At 64.9% G+C, this 14,610-nt stretch carries 15 protein-coding genes and 1 pseudogene; 6 read left to right on the top strand and 10 right to left on the bottom strand.

Going from position 1 to position 14,610, the window contains the following annotated elements; translation table 11 throughout:
• Nucleotides 1-23: 23 nt before the first annotated feature.
• Complete coding sequence (ribA, locus tag RN347_RS12245; protein WP_311958391.1) at nucleotides 24-1,130, bottom strand: GTP cyclohydrolase II RibA; 1,107 nt, start codon at nucleotides 1,128-1,130, stop codon at nucleotides 24-26.
• Between the two features lie 100 nt (nucleotides 1,131-1,230).
• On the opposite strand from ribA, the gene RN347_RS12250 reads away from it, so the two are divergent.
• Entirely contained in the window at nucleotides 1,231-2,097 is an 867-nt protein-coding gene (locus RN347_RS12250) for a RibD family protein (RefSeq protein ID WP_311958392.1), read from the top strand.
• A gap of 117 nt (nucleotides 2,098-2,214) precedes the next feature.
• Here the strand turns inward: RN347_RS12250 and RN347_RS12255 are convergent.
• From RN347_RS12255 to RN347_RS12270, 4 genes and pseudogenes are all read right to left on the bottom strand, one after another.
• Nucleotides 2,215-2,979 (bottom strand): annotated as a pseudogene (locus RN347_RS12255) (lysylphosphatidylglycerol synthase transmembrane domain-containing protein); the annotation flags it as partial.
• 51 nt (nucleotides 2,980-3,030) lie between these two features.
• Complete coding sequence (locus RN347_RS12260; protein ID WP_311958393.1) at nucleotides 3,031-4,992, bottom strand: glycosyltransferase; 1,962 nt, start codon at nucleotides 4,990-4,992, stop codon at nucleotides 3,031-3,033.
• Nucleotides 4,989-5,387: a 6-carboxytetrahydropterin synthase gene (locus RN347_RS12265; protein ID WP_311958394.1), complete on the bottom strand. Its 399-nt coding sequence runs from the start codon at nucleotides 5,385-5,387 to the stop codon at nucleotides 4,989-4,991. The genes RN347_RS12260 and RN347_RS12265 overlap by 4 nt, the downstream gene beginning before the upstream one ends.
• Before the next feature lie 55 nt (nucleotides 5,388-5,442).
• Nucleotides 5,443-6,432: a zinc-binding alcohol dehydrogenase gene (locus RN347_RS12270; protein WP_311958395.1), complete on the bottom strand. Its 990-nt coding sequence runs from the start codon at nucleotides 6,430-6,432 to the stop codon at nucleotides 5,443-5,445.
• Between the two features lie 257 nt (nucleotides 6,433-6,689).
• Here RN347_RS12270 and RN347_RS12275 point away from each other — a divergent pair, with 257 nt between their 5' ends.
• The 5 genes from RN347_RS12275 (at nucleotide 6,690) to modC (ending at nucleotide 10,519) form a co-directional block, all read left to right on the top strand.
• Nucleotides 6,690-7,412: a CDP-alcohol phosphatidyltransferase family protein gene (locus RN347_RS12275; protein WP_311958396.1), complete on the top strand. Its 723-nt coding sequence runs from the start codon at nucleotides 6,690-6,692 to the stop codon at nucleotides 7,410-7,412.
• Between the two features lie 63 nt (nucleotides 7,413-7,475).
• A complete protein-coding gene (locus RN347_RS12280; RefSeq protein ID WP_311958397.1) occupies nucleotides 7,476-7,871 on the top strand; it encodes a LysR family transcriptional regulator in 396 nt (131 codons plus the stop codon).
• A 62-nt stretch (nucleotides 7,872-7,933) separates the two neighbouring features.
• The gene (gene modA, locus RN347_RS12285; RefSeq protein ID WP_311958398.1) at nucleotides 7,934-8,713 is read left to right on the top strand and encodes a molybdate ABC transporter substrate-binding protein; all 780 of its coding nucleotides are present in this window, start codon (nucleotides 7,934-7,936) and stop codon (nucleotides 8,711-8,713) included.
• A complete protein-coding gene (gene modB, locus RN347_RS12290; protein WP_311958399.1) occupies nucleotides 8,713-9,411 on the top strand; it encodes a molybdate ABC transporter permease subunit in 699 nt (232 codons plus the stop codon). The genes modA and modB overlap by 1 nt, the downstream gene beginning before the upstream one ends.
• On the top strand, nucleotides 9,401-10,519 hold the full coding sequence (modC, locus tag RN347_RS12295; protein ID WP_311958400.1) for a molybdenum ABC transporter ATP-binding protein: 1,119 nt from the start codon (nucleotides 9,401-9,403) through the stop codon (nucleotides 10,517-10,519). Before modB ends, modC begins: the two co-directional genes overlap by 11 nt.
• A 93-nt stretch (nucleotides 10,520-10,612) precedes the next feature.
• On the opposite strand, the gene RN347_RS12300 is transcribed toward modC, so the two are convergent.
• The 5 genes from RN347_RS12300 to RN347_RS12320 form a co-directional block, all read right to left on the bottom strand.
• Nucleotides 10,613-11,902: a TRAP transporter large permease gene (locus tag RN347_RS12300; RefSeq protein WP_311958401.1), complete on the bottom strand. Its 1,290-nt coding sequence runs from the start codon at nucleotides 11,900-11,902 to the stop codon at nucleotides 10,613-10,615.
• Nucleotides 11,899-12,405: a TRAP transporter small permease gene (locus tag RN347_RS12305; RefSeq protein ID WP_263586534.1), complete on the bottom strand. Its 507-nt coding sequence runs from the start codon at nucleotides 12,403-12,405 to the stop codon at nucleotides 11,899-11,901. The genes RN347_RS12300 and RN347_RS12305 overlap by 4 nt, the downstream gene beginning before the upstream one ends.
• Nucleotides 12,406-12,470: 65 nt before the next feature.
• Nucleotides 12,471-13,457 carry a TRAP transporter substrate-binding protein gene (locus RN347_RS12310; RefSeq protein ID WP_263586533.1) on the bottom strand — a complete coding sequence of 329 codons (987 nt, stop codon included), beginning with the start codon at nucleotides 13,455-13,457 and terminating at the stop codon, nucleotides 12,471-12,473.
• 66 nt (nucleotides 13,458-13,523) lie between these two features.
• Nucleotides 13,524-14,102 carry a peroxidase-related enzyme gene (locus RN347_RS12315; protein ID WP_263586532.1) on the bottom strand — a complete coding sequence of 193 codons (579 nt, stop codon included), beginning with the start codon at nucleotides 14,100-14,102 and terminating at the stop codon, nucleotides 13,524-13,526.
• On the bottom strand, nucleotides 14,099-14,593 hold the full coding sequence (locus tag RN347_RS12320) for a CMD domain-containing protein (RefSeq protein ID WP_263586531.1): 495 nt from the start codon (nucleotides 14,591-14,593) through the stop codon (nucleotides 14,099-14,101). Before RN347_RS12320 ends, RN347_RS12315 begins: the two co-directional genes overlap by 4 nt.
• Nucleotides 14,594-14,610 lie beyond the last annotated feature (17 nt).

Genomic DNA, 14,610 nt, shown 5'->3' on the forward strand with positions numbered 1-14,610 from the left:
CGAGCGCTCGCACGACTGATCGCTCAGTGGCCTCGGCTCTCCAGCACTTCGTCGAGCAGGTGGCCGGCGCGATTGGCCTTGGCGCTCAGGTAGCGGTGGTTTTGATCCGTGACGCTGCCGTAAAGCGCCTGGCGCGAGGCGACTTCGACGCCGCCGGCTTCGAGGGCCTGCATCTTGAGTGGGTTGTTGGTCAGTAGCTGCACCTTGTCGATCGCCAGTGCTCGCAGCATATCCACCGCCACCGCGTACTGGCGCTCGTCGTCGCCAAAGCCGAGCACCTGGTCGGCATCGACGGTATCGAGTCCGCCATCCTGCAGGGTATACGCGCGAAGCTTGTTGGCCAGGCCGATTCCCCGACCCTCCTGGGCCAGATACAGGAGCACTCCGCCGCCCATCGCCTGAATGTCCGCCACCGCGTTTCTCAGCTGCTCGCCGCAGTCGCAGCGCAGGCTGGCGAACAGGTCACCGGTCAGACAGGCCGAGTGCATGCGAAGCGGCACCGGGCCTTCCATACGTTCGGGTTCGCCGATCACTACCGCCACGTGCTCGCGCAGCCCGTCCGGCTCGCGAAACAGTACGAAGCGGCTCTCGGCCGCCTCCTCGAGCGGAATACGCGCTTCGCTGACCCGCTTGAGCATCCCCGGCGCCCCGGCCAGGCACCTGGCGGCCTCGTCGGCGTCGATCTCCAGAAGCTCCGCCTTCGCAAGCTTTTGGTCGATCGCGGGTGCCTGGTCATCGCTAATCTCGGCGCAGAGCGCGGCGGGAATGAGCAGTGCCCGGCGCATCAGCGTCAACGCGGCGCGTTCACCGCTGCCGGCGGGCTTGAGCCCGGTGAGCAACGTCGACGAGGAACTCGCTTCACTCTTGGCCACGGCCAGCCGGTGCAGATCGCTTTCGCTGATCTGCTCGTGAAGCGGCAGGCTCGCCGCCTCGGCCTTGAGCGACATGCCCATGGCCTCGAGCCGGTGGCGCGTCAAAACCATCGAGGGCCGTGAGCCGGACAGACTCGCCAGCGTATCGACCGAGTCGCTGCCTTCCAGGGCCTGCACCAGCAGGCGCTGATCGCCGGTTTTCAAAATGACGGGAAGCCCGCGGCGAATGTCGAAAATAGCGCGTTCAATGTGATACATGTAGGCCTCCTGGTTGCCTGGTCGAGCGGGCAAGGGTCGCTGCTTGCGCTGGGCGTATGCCCCTGGCATGATTCCACGTTGTTCTCTTCATGGAGGCGTCATGCCCCACTCCAACGGTGTTGTAGGTTCTGACGGTACGGGTTCTGGCTTTGAGGGCGCTTTGATCGAGCGTGAAACCGCCTGGCGGTGGTTGCTCGACCGGCGCGCCGGCGTTCTGGACGGCTCGCTTCGTGTCGATGACGAAGGCTATTGGCAGTGCGATGACGCCAGAAGCCTGACCATCGAGGCGCGCTCGATGCTGGAGTGTCTGGCACCGCTGGCGGTGCGCGAGCGCTGGACGCTGGCACAGCTGGGTCAGAGCCTCGACGGGCGTATCGCCACCGAAAGTGGCCACTCGCATTACATCAACGGCTTCGAGAGCCTGGTGCACCTGCACCGGCTCAGGGCGTTGGCGGACGCGGTGGTGGTGGGCGTGGGCACCGCGATGGCGGACGATCCTCAGCTCACCGTGCGCCACGTCGAGGGCCGCCACCCGGTGCGCGTGGTGCTCGACCCGCGCGGGCGGGCGCGCGCCACGCTCGGCGTGTTGCAAAGTAACGAGCCTCCCACGCTGCACGTGACCGGCCCCAGGGTCGACACCCTGGAAAGTCGTGCCACACACTGCGTACTGGCGCTCGATGACGCCGGTCAGTTCGACCCCGCTGACGTGGTCGCGCTGCTTCACGAGCGCGGCTACCGGCGACTTCTGATCGAAGGCGGCGGCATCACGATTTCGAAATTCATCGAGGCCGGTATGATCGACGCGCTGCATCTGATGGTAGCGCCGCTTTTGATCGGCTCCGGCCGGCCGGGACTCCAAATGACGCCGATCGATACGCTGGAGAGCGCGCTGCGTCCCCGGATGCGCACCTTTCGCTGCGGTGACGATACGCTGTTCGATGTCTGCCTGAACGCCGCCGCCGTTTGACGGCGTCGCTTTGCCACGGCGGCCAAGAGCCACCCAGATGCCCGGCAGGCTTGAAAGCATCACCAGTACTCCGTAAGCAAGCGAAATGGCTACGCCCTGGGAGGACGGCAGCCCAACGAACATCCAGATCGTGGCCGCCGCGCCTTCGCGCAGCCCCCACCCGGCGATCGACAGCGGAATCAGCATGGCCAGCAGCAGCACCGGCGCCAGCGCCAGAATGCTCAAGGCGCTTTGCTCGATGCCGATGGCGCGGGCCGCACACACCATGACCAGGCCGTAGCTAATAACAATGGCAAGGGATGAGGATAACTGCCAGTACCAAACGCGGCGTCTCAAAAGGCTTCGGCGCAGATCGCGCCCAAACGCGCTGCACCAGGCCGGCAGCGCCCCGGTGCGGGCCAGCCCAACCCCCAGCGCCAACAGGCCCGCCCCGAAAAGCGCAAGCCCCCCCAGCAGCGTGACGATGCCGGTGATCCCCAGCGAGCGGTGCCAAAGCGGCGACGCGCAAAGCGAAAGCACCATTAAAAGCACCACCGCCGCCTGGCCCGAGGCGCGCTCGAGCACCACCGCTCGCCAGGCGCTTGCCCGGCTGGCGGACTGCGTGGCGTGGCGATGGGCGCGGCCGGCATCGCCCAGCACGCCGCCGGGCAGCAATTGATTGACCAGCAGCGCCAGATAGTACTCGGCGAGCGCGTAGCGGTAGCGAAGCGGCACCTCCAGGCATGTGGCAGTAAGCCGCCAGCGCCAGGCGCTCAGCATTACCTGGGCTACGCTGATGAGCAGCGCCAGCGCCGCCCAACCCGGTGAAAAGCGCGTGACTTCACGCACGATGTCGCCAGGGTTCACCCAAAACGTCACCGCCCCCAGCAGCGCAAGACTCATCAAGGCCCGCTGCACCCAGGTAGTTTTAAGCCAAACGAGCGCGCGCACCGGCTACGCCTTGTCCGCGGGCAGGGCGAGCAGATCTTGATGGCCGACCCAGACCCCGAGCACGCCTGCGCGAACGCCTGTCAGGCGCGCATCGCGCCACTGGGCGATGCGGCTTGCCTCCATCGGTGCCTGCTCGGTCATCGCCTCGGCAAAGCCTTCGATGAGCGAGCACGCCAACGGCCGCCGTTCGCGGTCGCCGGCCTCCAGCCGCCAGGGCGTATCCGCCTGCTCGACGCGATAGCCGCGGGCGTCAAGCGCTTGGGCAAGCGCCGTTTGCGCCGCGCCGCCGAGCGCACTGCCAAGCCCCTTGTCGCGAGCCTGGTGGGCGTTGAACAGTGAGCGCGCCCACCGATCGTCACCGTCTTCGAGCGCCTCACCGCGCTCATCGAGAAAGCACCACTGCCCGGTGACGCTCAGCGCGATCAACACCGCCTGACGCTTGTCGGCACACCGGTCGGCCAGCGACTCGATCCACGCCTGTGAGACCAGATCCAAAAGCGCCGAGGCGCTGACGAGCCGAACGGATGCCAGCGCCGGGTGGTCCAGGTCCGCAATCGACGCGCAGTGAACCTCGACGGATACCGGCTCATGGCTTGCGCTCGTAAGCGCCTCAGCCCGGGCTTTCGCTTCATCAAGAAGCTGCTCGTCGTGATCGAACAGCTGCCAGGTGTGTGCGCCCTGGAACAGCGGCGCGAGAAACTGCAGGTTGCTGCCGCGCCCACAGCCAAGATCGGCAATGACCGCCTCACCGGGCTCGCGGGCAAGCCACTCGCCGGCCTTTTGCGCAAGCTCGCGGCTTCGCGCCCCAATGTCGACGCGTTCTCTAAGCGTCAGCCAATCGGCGGCGAAGCGGCTGCCTGTCGAGAAGTGCGCCGGACGCTTCAGTGCCCGGGTGAACGCGGCGCCAGCGGCTTGCCAGTCACCGAGCGCCTCGCGCGCCTCACGCGCTCCTTCATAAAGGCGGGCGCGCAGAGAAGTGTCGCTCAGAAAGCGCTCGAGTGCCTCACCAAGCGCCTGGCTGTCGCCGGGGGGCACGCCGAGGCCGGCGTTTTCAGGCAGCGTATCCTCCAGTGCCCCGCCGGTGGTGGTGATCACCGGCAGACCATGGGCCAGCGCCTCGGTCACCACCATGCCGTAGCCTTCGTACCAGGAAGGCAGCACCAGCGCGTGAGCGCCGCGGTAAGCGGCTTCCAGCGTGTCGGCGTCGCACTCGCCGTGAAGCGTGACCATCGAGAGGTCGTGGCGCTCGATGAGTGCTGCGACCTCGGCGGCAAAGGCTTCGTCGCGCGGGGCGCCGTAAAGGTCGCACTGAAAGCGGCGCACCTTTAGCCCGGCCAGCGCCTCGATCAGCACGTTCTGGCCCTTGCGCGGGGTGAGCGTGGCTACGCACAAAAGCCGAATCGGCTCGTCATTCAACGGCGCCTGGCTGATGGGGGCCGGCTCGACGCCGGGCTCGACGACCGCTATGGGTGCGCTCAGGGGCAGCTGGTACTGCCTGGCAAGCTCATCCAATCGACGCGCGGTGAAGCGGCTGGTGACGACGATGCGGGTCACGCTTTGAAGCCCCTCGAGCTCGCTCGTGTGCAGCCGCGCTTGGGTTTCCTCCTCCAGGCCCTGCTCGTCACCCAGCGGGTGGTGCAGAAGTGCGGTGATATCCAGGCGCGCACCGTGGGTGGCGACGATGTCCGGCAGGCTCCCCATGACCAGCCCGTCGATGATGACGCGCTCGCCATCGTCGAGCTTGGCAAGCGCCTCACCGAACTCTCCCGCGGCCCGGTCGCAGGCCAGCGGAAACTGCCCGCCGAGCTCGACCACCTCGACACAGTGACCCTGGCCGCGCAGCGCATCGACCATGCGCGCGTCATACATATAGCCGCCGGTGCGCTGGTCGAGCGCGCCGGCCACCATCAGTGTGAAGCGCTCGCTCGACGCGGGGCTTTCGCTCAAAGCGCGGCTTTGGCTCATAATGCGCCTTCGTAACTTGCCCACGCCACGTGGGACTCGTGAAGCTTCACTTCCATGTGGGTAATGCCCTGGGCGGTGGTGCCCATCCTCCCCTCCTTGATCCCTTTGGCCAGCGCATTGAAAATCACGCCAGCCATGAATTCGGTGGTGGTGTTCTTGCCCTTGAACTCGGGCACCTCGTCCAGGTTTTGAAAGTTGTAGCTCGCCAGCACCTCCTTGAGCGTGTCGCTGGCAAGGCCTATGTCGATCACCAGACCGTCCGTATCGAGCTCCGGGCGCTGGAAAACTACATCGACCACGTAAGTGGCGCCGTGGGTGCGCTGGGCCGGGCCGAAGATTTCGCCGTTGAAGCTATGGGCGATCATGAAGTGGTCGCGAACGCAGAGACGGTACATGGGAACATCCTTTTTTGATGTCGCAAGACATGAATAAGCGTGAGCAGCGCTGTAATCAGCCGGTCACGGGATAGGTAATGCGGTGGCAAAGCGCTTGGCTTCGAGGGCCGAACAGCGAAGGCGCCGCCTGGGGAAACTCGTCGAACGTGCACTCGCCGCTGATCAGGTGATCGAGCCGCTCATCCTTTAAAAGCTCGAGCGCAAGCATCAGGCGCCGGCGGTAATCCCAGCGCGGCTTGAGCGCGGCGGGCAGCTGGCCGACCTGGCTTGCCTTGATGGAGAGTCGCTGTGAGTGGAAGGCGCCGCCAAGGGCAAGCGCGGTGTCGCCTTCGCCAAACCAGCTCATCTCGATCAGGCGCCCTTCGCTGCCCAAAAGCGACAGGCCCAGGCGCAGCCCTTCACCGTGGCCGCTGGCGTGAATCACGCCGTCCTGGTCGGTCGGGGCGTTGTCCGGGGTGCAGAACTCGACGCCCAGCGCGGCTGCCAGCGCCTGGCGTTCGGGGTTGATGTCGATGAGATGCACGCGGGTGCCGGGGATCTGGGCGCACAGATAGGCCACCAGCGCGCCGACGACGCCGGCACCCACGACGCAGAGCCTTTCGCCGGGCTGCACGCTTGCATCCCACACGCCGTTGATGGCGGTTTCCATGTTGGCGGTGAGCACCGCGCGCTGAGCGGGGAGTCCTTCCGGCAGCGGTACGACGACGCTTGCCGGTACGACGTAGCGGGTTTGATGCGGGTAGAGGCAGAAAACGGGTTTATCGCGCAGCGTTTCCGGCCCCTTCTCGACCACGCCGATGCTGCAGTAGCCGTACTTCACCGGTGTCGGGAAGTCGCCGGCCTGAAAAGGCGCGCGCATGCGGGCGTACTCGCTGGGCGGCACCCGGGCGTTGAACACCAGCGACTCCGTTCCCCGGCTGACGCCGCTATAAAGCGCGCGTACCAGAACCTGGTCATCCAGCGGCGCCTCGAGCGTTTCAGGTCGGATCTCGGCCGTGTGCGGGCGTGTGATCCAAAGAGCACTGGCGGTTTCCGTCAGCGGCATAAAAACAATTCCCTGTGATTAATCCGTTCTTATCGTTCATCATTCAAGCATTGCCAGGTTTTCGCCACTTTTCAATGCCATCGGTGCTTTTCATTTGCCTTCGGTGGCGGTAGCCTGGAAGCCGAAGCACCCACCGCGGTCAAAATGCCGCCTTCATCCATGTTCGCTTCGGGGCACGGGCTCGGTAACCCTAACACCTCGAACGCAGAAGAATCCCTATAACGATCGCGCGGTCGAGCGCCGCTTTGTGAGTCGCCATGCCCTTTGTGTTCCCTGTTGCCAGAACGCGCCCGCGCCTTTTTACCCTTTTCGAACTGGCGCTGGGCGCGGGGCCTTTGATCGCGGCAGGCACGATCCTTTCGCCACTGCTCGTCTCGACCGCCACCTGGGCGGTGACGGCGGCACTTTATGGCGTCATCGCCCTGCTGACGCTTTGCTACTGGGACCACGGACCGCTTGGCTGGGCGAACCGGGTGACGCTGGCCCGCGCCATCCTGGTCGCTATCGTGGCCGGGGCGCTGGCCGAGCGCGCCTTTATCGAGGCGATCTGGCTGTGGCTCGCCGTGGCGCTCGTGTCGCTGGCGCTCGACGGCGTCGACGGTTTCGTGGCGCGCAAGACCAACAGCCACTCCCGCTTCGGCGCGCGCTTTGACATGGAGCTCGACGCGCTGATGATCCTGCTGTTGTGCATTGCGCTGTTGAAGCTCGAATCCCTCGGTGCGTGGGTGTTGATGATCGGCGGCATGCGCTACGCCTTCGTGCTGGCAAGCTGGCGCCTTGAGTGGCTGAGCGCGCCACTGTTTGAAAGCTTTCGCCGCAAGACGGTGTGCGTCTGGCAGGTCGTGGCGCTGCTTCTGGCACTCACGCCGCTCACGAGTCATACCGGCGCAACGCTTCTGGCACTGAGCGCGCTCATCGCCTCGCTCTACTCCTTTGGGGTCGACGTGGGATGGCTTTACCGGCGCCGCCTTGAGCCGTGAACGCTCGCCCCGCGATGGCGGGCAGCTGCTACACTGGGCGCCGTAACCCTGTCGGAGCCCGCCGTGACGCGTACCCACCATCCTATCCCCACTTTTCAACTGCGCCTGGCGCTGCACCGCGACGTGATTCTCGGCCCGGGCAAGGTGGCGCTTCTGGAAGCCATCGACGAGAGCGGCTCGATCTCGAGCGCCGGGCGAGCGCTCGGCATGAGTTACAAGAAAGCCTGGCAGCTGATCGAGACCATGAACGGCCATTTTCTCGAGGCGCTGGTCGAGACCCACGCCGGAGGCAACGAGCGCGGCGGCGCGCGACTCAGCGCCACCGGGCGCCAGGTGATCGCCCACTTTCGCGCTCTGGAGCGGCGCCTGGCCTTGGAAGATGCCGAGGACGCCCGTGCCCTGCTCGATCTCCTGGCGCCCGGGGCGGCCGAGACGAGCGCTTGCGATAACGGCGCTTGATCATTGATCGGGTTGGCTTTAATCTCCGCTATATCCAAACGGAAATAACGGGAATATCTACAATGACTCTCGCCTCGCCTCGCACGTTCGTCGCCCTTGCGCTGGTCTGCGCGCCGCTGTCGGCTCACGCCGCCGAGAACGTTCAGATCGCCGCCGCCGCCTCGCTGACCGATGCCATGAACGAGGCCATCGCCGCCTTCGAGGCGACGCACGATATCGACGTCACGCCGGTCTATGCCTCGTCGTCGACGCTGGCACGTCAGATCGCCAACGGCAGCCCCGCCGAGGTGTTCGTCTCCGCCAACGTCGACTGGATGGACTGGCTCGAAGCACAAGGCGTTGAAGTAAGCGCCCGCGGGGATCTGCTACAGAATCGCCTGGCACTGGTCAGTGCAAGCGACGACTCCCCAAAAACGTTCACTCCGGGCGACGGCGCGCCGATCGAAAACCTGCTGGGTACAGGCGATCGCCTGTCGGTGGGCGACCCGGACCACGTGCCGGCGGGCATCTACACAAGGCAGGCGCTGGAGACGCTCGGCGAGTGGGAGGCACTCGCGCCGCGCCTGGCGCGGGCAAGTGACGTGCGCGCCGCGCTGGCGCTGGTCGAGCGCGGCGAAACACCGGCAGGCGTGGTCTACCAGACCGATGCCTTCGCAAGCGACACCGTGCGCGTGCCGGGGCTTTTCCCGGCGGAGAGTCACGATCCGATCACCTACCCGGCGGCGCTGGTCGGCGCAAAGGAGAGCGAAGCCGCACGGACGCTCAGAGAGTGGCTCGAAAGCGACGCGGCGCTGGCTATTTTCGAGGCTTACGGCTTCGACACCGCCATCAGCCGACCCTGATGCTAACGCCTGCGGAGTGGGAAGCGATTCGGCTGAGCCTTTTGATCGGGCTGGCCGCCGTAGCTTGGATTCTGCCACCGGGTATCGTCATGGCCTGGTGGCTGGCGCGCTTCGAGTTTCGCGGCAAGGCGCTGGTTGACGGGCTGATCCACCTGCCGCTGGTGCTGCCGCCGGTGGTGGTGGGCTATCTGCTGCTGGTGGCGCTGGGCCGCCAGGGGGTCATCGGGGCGTGGCTCTACCAGTCGTTTGGCGTGTCGCTGCCCTTCACATGGCAGGGCGCGGCGGTAGCCAGCGGCGTGATGGCGTTTCCGCTTTTGGTGCGCGCGCTGCGCCTGTCACTCGAAGCGGTGGACCCCAAGCTCGAAGCCGCGGCCAGCACCCTGGGCGCCGGGCGGCTGCGGGTCTTCACCACGATCACCCTACCGCTGGCGGTGCCGGGGCTCTTGACCGGTACCATGCTCGCCTTTGCCCGGGCGCTGTCCGAATTCGGCGCCACCATCACCTTCGCCTCCAACATTCCCGGCGAAACCCGCACGCTGCCGCTGGCGCTCTACACGCTGATTCAGAGCCCGGGGCGAGAAAGCGCCGCGGCCAGACTCTGCGTGCTGGCGATCGTCATCGCGCTGGTGTCGCTGATTGCATCGGAATGGCTTGCTAGACGGACCCGACAGAGAGTGCAGGAACGCGATGCCTACTGAACCCAGCCCCCCGGCCACCGGGCTTTCGCTTGAGCTCGACCAGCACTTGGGGGCGTTTCATCTGAGCGCCGCGCTTGACCTGCCCGGGGCCGGCGTGACCGGCGTGTTCGGCCCCTCCGGCAGCGGCAAGACCAGCCTGCTGCGCCTGATCGCCGGGCTCGAGCGCCCCAATACCGGCCGCATCCAACTCGGCGAGCGAGTGCTGGTGGACAGCGCCAAACGTATTTTCGTGCCCCCCCACCAGCGCCGGCTGGGCGTGGTCTTCCAGGAGGCGCGGCTGTTCCCCCACTACCGGGTGCGCGGCAATCTCACCTACGCCATGCCGGCGCACGCGGCATCGCGCTTTGACGACCTCGTCGAGCTTCTCGGGATTGGGCACCTGCTCGAGCGCATGCCCGGGGCGCTGTCCGGCGGTGAGGCGCGCCGGGTCGCCATCGGCCGGGCGCTTTTGAGCGACCCACAGATGCTGCTGATGGACGAGCCGTTGACCGGGCTCGACGGCGCGCGCAAGCAGGAGCTTCTGCGCTATATCGCAACGCTTACGCGTCAGGTGGACATCCCGGTGGTGTACGTCAGCCACGACGCCGACGAGATCGCCGCCATCGCCGACCACCTGGTGGTAATGAGCGCCGGGCAAGTGGTGGCAAGCGACACCCTCTGCGCGCTGTTGCAGCGTCTGGATCTTACCGAGACGCTTAAAGCGTTCGAGGCCGCCTCGCTTCTTGAGGCCACCATCGTCGATCACGATGCGGCCTATGGGCTCACCCAGGTGGTTATCGGCTCAGGCGCATCGCACGACTTCCCGAGCCTTACAATTCCCGCACCGGCGCTGGCGAAGGGCCAGCGCGTTCGGCTGCACGTGAAGGCCCGCGACGTTAGCCTGGCCCGATCAATCGCGCCGTCCACCAGCGAACTCGACGCGCTGCCCGCGGTGATCGAGGCAATGACGCGCCTGCCGCAAACGCCGCATCAGATCGAGGTTCGCCTGCGCGTGGGCACGCAGACGCTTCGCGCGCAGCTCACGCGAAAGGCGTGCGACGCCCTGGCGCTTGAAGAGGCCATGGCGGTCACCGCGCTGATTCGCCGGGTGACGCTTTCACCGATTTGAGCGCCGCCCCAACCGATAGACATTTGACCAACCGCCAAAACGACAGCGCCCCGCCCGGTTGACCGGGCGGGGCGCTGTCGCGCTATAGCGCGGCTAGAAAGCCTTGGGAAACATCATTTGCGGCAGGTACATGAAGATACCGGGCAGCAGGATCACCGCAATGATCACCAAAAGAATCAGCCCGATCAGCGGCATGACCGCCATGAAGGCGCGCGGCATGGAGACCTCGCCGATCTGCGTGGCGATCAATAGACAGATGCCGTAAGGCGGCGTGATCAGCCCAAGCGTGAGCGAGAGAATGACCACCAGCGCCATGTGCACCTGGTTGATATCCGCGGCCACACAGAGCCCCTGAATGATCGGCAGGAAGATGATGACCGCGGTGACCGGGCTCAGCACCGTGCCGATGATCAGCATGCAAATCATCACCATCAGCATGATGCCGATGCGCGTTTCGGTAACTGACAGGATGAAGTTGGCGACCTCCTGAGCGATGCCCAGATACGAGATCAGCCAGCCCATGATGCCGGCGGAGGCCACGGCGAACATCGGTAGCGAAAACGCCACCACCGAGTCGCTGAGAATGCCGGGCAGCTGGCGAAAGCGAATGGCGCGGTAGAACACGAACGCCAGCAGCATGCCGAGCAGTACCGCCACCGACGCCGCTTCGGTGGCGGTGAACACCCCCAGCGTAATGCCGCCCAGAATGATCAGCGGCAGCAGCATCGGCGGGGTTGCGGTGACCGCGGTTCTCCCCATCTGGGCGAACGAGAACGTGCCCGTCGCCTTGATGCCGTGCTTTTTGGCGATGTAGTAGACGTAGCCCATCTGCATCAGCCCGACCAGCACGCCAGGCAGCACCCCGCCCATGAACAGCGCGCCGACGGAAACGTTGCCGAAGGCACCGTAGATGACCATCAGAATCGACGGTGGAATGACCCCGCCGAGCACCGACGAGGCCGCGGTCAGCGCCACGGCGAACGGCGCCGGGTAGCCGGATTTCTTCATCGCCGGAATCAGCACCGCGCCAACGCTTGCGGTATCCGCCGCCGCCGAGCCGGACAGGCTAGCAAACATCATGGAGACCATGACGTTGATATGGCCAAGCCCGCCGCGGATGTGGCCCACGGTGCTGTCGGCGAAGCGCAGCAAACGGTCGGTGATACCGCCATCGTTCATCAGCCTACCCAAAAGCAGGAAAAACGGCACCGCCAGCAGCGGAAAGGAATTGATGCTGGCAAACATCTGGTTGACCACCGAGGTCAACGGCAGGCCCAGTTGCAAAATGGTAATGATCGAGGCCAGCCCAATGGCGAAAGCGATCGGCACGCTCAGCGCGATCAAAAGCAGGAAGCTGCCGATCAGGGTCAGTAAAGGAGTCATGAATCGATGGCCTCGCTTTGGCTTGCGGCCTCTTTTCCGCGGGCCAGCATCTTGATGTCTTTCAAGAGAATTTCGATGGAGAACAAAAACATCGCCACGCCCGCCACGGGCATGGCGGCAAAGACGTAGGACATCGGCGTGCCGAGCGCCACCGAGCGGCGGTGCCAACCCATGTCCACCAGCACGTTGCCGTTGACCACCAGCACGTAGATGACCGGCAGACAGGCGATGCTGCCAAACAGGCGCAGCGCGCGCTGGGTGACGACGAAATGCGAGGGAAAGACGTCGACCACATAGTGTTGGCGCCGACGCAACGCTACCGCGGCGCCGAGAAACACCGACCAGACGAAGCAGGACATGGCGATCTCATCGGTCCAGGAGACCGAGATGGCCAGCACGCTGCGGGCAAACACCTGGTAGAGTACCGTCAGGATGAAGATCGCAAACAAGCTGCCAGCAATCAGCGTCAGTACCCTCTCCAGCACATCATTGATCAATCGCATGCGTTCATCCTTTCAAGCCAACGGCGCCTCCCGCAAGGCGGAAAGCGCGCGATGTGCGGCATTCTTTAAAGGGCGCGAATCGTCTCGAGCAGCTCGGTCAAACCGCGCTCTTCGGCGAACTCGTCGTGAAGCGGCAGCGCCCGGTCGATGAAGGCCTGCTTGTCCACCTCGGTGACCGTCACGCCCAGCTCTTCGAACTGCTGGATGAACTCGGCGTCGTACTCTTCGCCCTTGTCGGTACCCAGCTCTCCGGCGTGCTGCGCGGCTTCCAGAATCAGCGCCTGATCCTCTTCTGAGAAACGGTTGAAGCGGTTTTCACCGATCGAGATGTGGCTCATCATGATCTGGTGCTCGGTCTTGGCGTGGTACGGCGCCACTTCATACAAACGGCTGGAGAAGTAGCCGCTGATGGTGCTTTCGAACGCGCCCACGACGCCGGTCTGCATGCCGGTGTAGATTTCCGTCCAGGGCAGAGACGTGGTCAAGGCGCCATAGGCCTGCCACATGTCGGCGTCCAGCCGCGAGCCGGTCACGCGCATTTTCACGCCTTCCAGATCAGAAGGCTCGGTGACCGGACCGACGTTGGTGCTCAGGTTACGCGTGCCGCCGCCGGTCAGGCTCAACAGTTTGAGACCGACATCCGCTTCAGTCACGGCGTTATCGAAGTACTCGAACACCGGTGAGTCCGGCGCGGTGGCGGCGCGGAACGTGTCCATGTCTTCGAACAGGTAGTTGAGACTGAAAATTTCGAAATCCGGCACGTAAGGCGAGACGTTCATGACGCCGCCGATGATCATGTCGGTGGTGCCGATGCGGATCTCGTCGACCATGGTCTGGTCGTTGCCGATCTGGCCGCCCGGGAAAATCTGCACGGTGATGCGGTTATCGGTGGCTTCCTCGATTTCCGCCTTGAACGCCTCGGCGGCATCGATCCAGGGGTGCGGCGCACTGACCACCGTCCCAATGCGCAGCGTTTCGGCCAGCGCCGGTGTGGCCCCCATCATCGTGACTGCGCCGAGTACCGCAAGCGTTGAAATAGAGCGTTTTGTCATGATAGTTCCCCTGTCAGGCGGTTTGTGATCATTAGTGAACGGTGGTGGGTAACGAACAATCGATACTCAGGCGTTGGAAACCGGCTCGCCGAGCGTGTGCATCAGCCGGTTGGCCCAGCCAAATAGCGTCGTCGACAGCGTCAAATCCAGGATCTCCTGCTCGTCGAGCCCGACGTCGCGAAGCGCCTGGATATCGCTCTGATCGACGTTCGGCGGCGTCTCGGAAAGGCGCATGCCAAAGCGCAGAATAGCGCGAGTCCGCTCGTCGAGCTCGGCCTCCTTGCCGCGCAGGAAGATATCCTTCATCACCGCGTCACTGCCGACGATGTTGTTGTAACGATGGGCGTGCACCGCCGCGCAGTAGATGCAGCGGTTGACCACCGAGGCCGCCACGGCGCCGAGCTCGCGCTCCTCGCGGCAAAGCCCGCCCTTGTCGTACATGATGCCATTGAAAAGCGAGGTCCGAATACGCAGCGATTCCGGGTCGTGGGCCAGCACCAGCACGTAGTCGGAAATTTTGGTGTTCGACGGCGTCTCCTTGAGCGCCTCGCGCTGGGCCTCATTGGCGTTGTCGAAATCGACCGGCGTAACGTGGGGCCGCCAGGTGGGAATACGCGTGGTGAACTTGTGAATGACGCGACTCATTGCGTTTCTCCCATGACGCTCAGCACCGCGGTGACGCGCAGCTGATAGTTGACGAAGGCGACGAGACCGGCTAGGCGTACGATATCGGCATCGATGAGTCCCGCTTCGCGCAGCGCTTCGATATCGGCTTTGGTAGCGTCCTTGGGCGAGCGCGTGACCAGATCCACGTAGGTCACCATGGCCGCCAGGCGCGGCGCATCCGCGCCAGGCGTGGCGTCGGGGTCGGCCAATCGATGCGGGTCGGCGTCGGCGCCGTAGCTTTCCAGCAGCGCCTGATAATGGGTGATCAGGCCGGTTTGGCGGCAGATTTTCGCCATGCGGCAGGCCAGTGCGGCGCGCGCGGCCCGCGGTACGCCGCCTTCCTCATTCGGCAAAAGCGCAGCGTCGTGGGACTGCTCGGTGAGATCCATCAGTTTACCGCGCATGGTCAGCGCCTCGAAAAGCGCACCGCTGTCCGATACGTTAGCCGCGGTCTCGATTACATGTGCCATTGATACACTCCTTGGGC

Source organism: Halomonas sp. PAMB 3264 (genome assembly GCF_031954245.1).
Classification (GTDB): Bacteria; Pseudomonadota; Gammaproteobacteria; order Pseudomonadales; family Halomonadaceae; genus Vreelandella.

Excerpts from the sequence above, each read along its gene's own strand:
- RN347_RS12260 (WP_311958393.1), bottom strand. The coding sequence starts at position 4,992 with ATGAGCCAAAGCCGCGCTTTGAGCGAAAGCCCCGCGTCGAGCGAGCGC.
- RN347_RS12315 (WP_263586532.1), bottom strand. The coding sequence starts at position 14,102 with ATGAGTCGCGTCATTCACAAGTTCACCACGCGTATTCCCACCTGGCGG.
- RN347_RS12310 (WP_263586533.1), bottom strand. The coding sequence starts at position 13,457 with ATGACAAAACGCTCTATTTCAACGCTTGCGGTACTCGGCGCAGTCACG.
- modB (WP_311958399.1), top strand. The coding sequence starts at position 8,713 with ATGCTAACGCCTGCGGAGTGGGAAGCGATTCGGCTGAGCCTTTTGATC.
- ribA (WP_311958391.1), bottom strand. The coding sequence starts at position 1,130 with ATGTATCACATTGAACGCGCTATTTTCGACATTCGCCGCGGGCTTCCC.
- RN347_RS12305 (WP_263586534.1), bottom strand. The coding sequence starts at position 12,405 with ATGCGATTGATCAATGATGTGCTGGAGAGGGTACTGACGCTGATTGCT.
- modC (WP_311958400.1), top strand. The coding sequence starts at position 9,401 with ATGCCTACTGAACCCAGCCCCCCGGCCACCGGGCTTTCGCTTGAGCTC.
- RN347_RS12300 (WP_311958401.1), bottom strand. The coding sequence starts at position 11,902 with ATGACTCCTTTACTGACCCTGATCGGCAGCTTCCTGCTTTTGATCGCG.
- RN347_RS12265 (WP_311958394.1), bottom strand. The coding sequence starts at position 5,387 with ATGTACCGTCTCTGCGTTCGCGACCACTTCATGATCGCCCATAGCTTC.
- RN347_RS12320 (WP_263586531.1), bottom strand. The coding sequence starts at position 14,593 with ATGGCACATGTAATCGAGACCGCGGCTAACGTATCGGACAGCGGTGCG.
- RN347_RS12275 (WP_311958396.1), top strand. The coding sequence starts at position 6,690 with ATGCCCTTTGTGTTCCCTGTTGCCAGAACGCGCCCGCGCCTTTTTACC.
- RN347_RS12250 (WP_311958392.1), top strand. The coding sequence starts at position 1,231 with ATGCCCCACTCCAACGGTGTTGTAGGTTCTGACGGTACGGGTTCTGGC.
- modA (WP_311958398.1), top strand. The coding sequence starts at position 7,934 with ATGACTCTCGCCTCGCCTCGCACGTTCGTCGCCCTTGCGCTGGTCTGC.
- RN347_RS12270 (WP_311958395.1), bottom strand. The coding sequence starts at position 6,432 with ATGCCGCTGACGGAAACCGCCAGTGCTCTTTGGATCACACGCCCGCAC.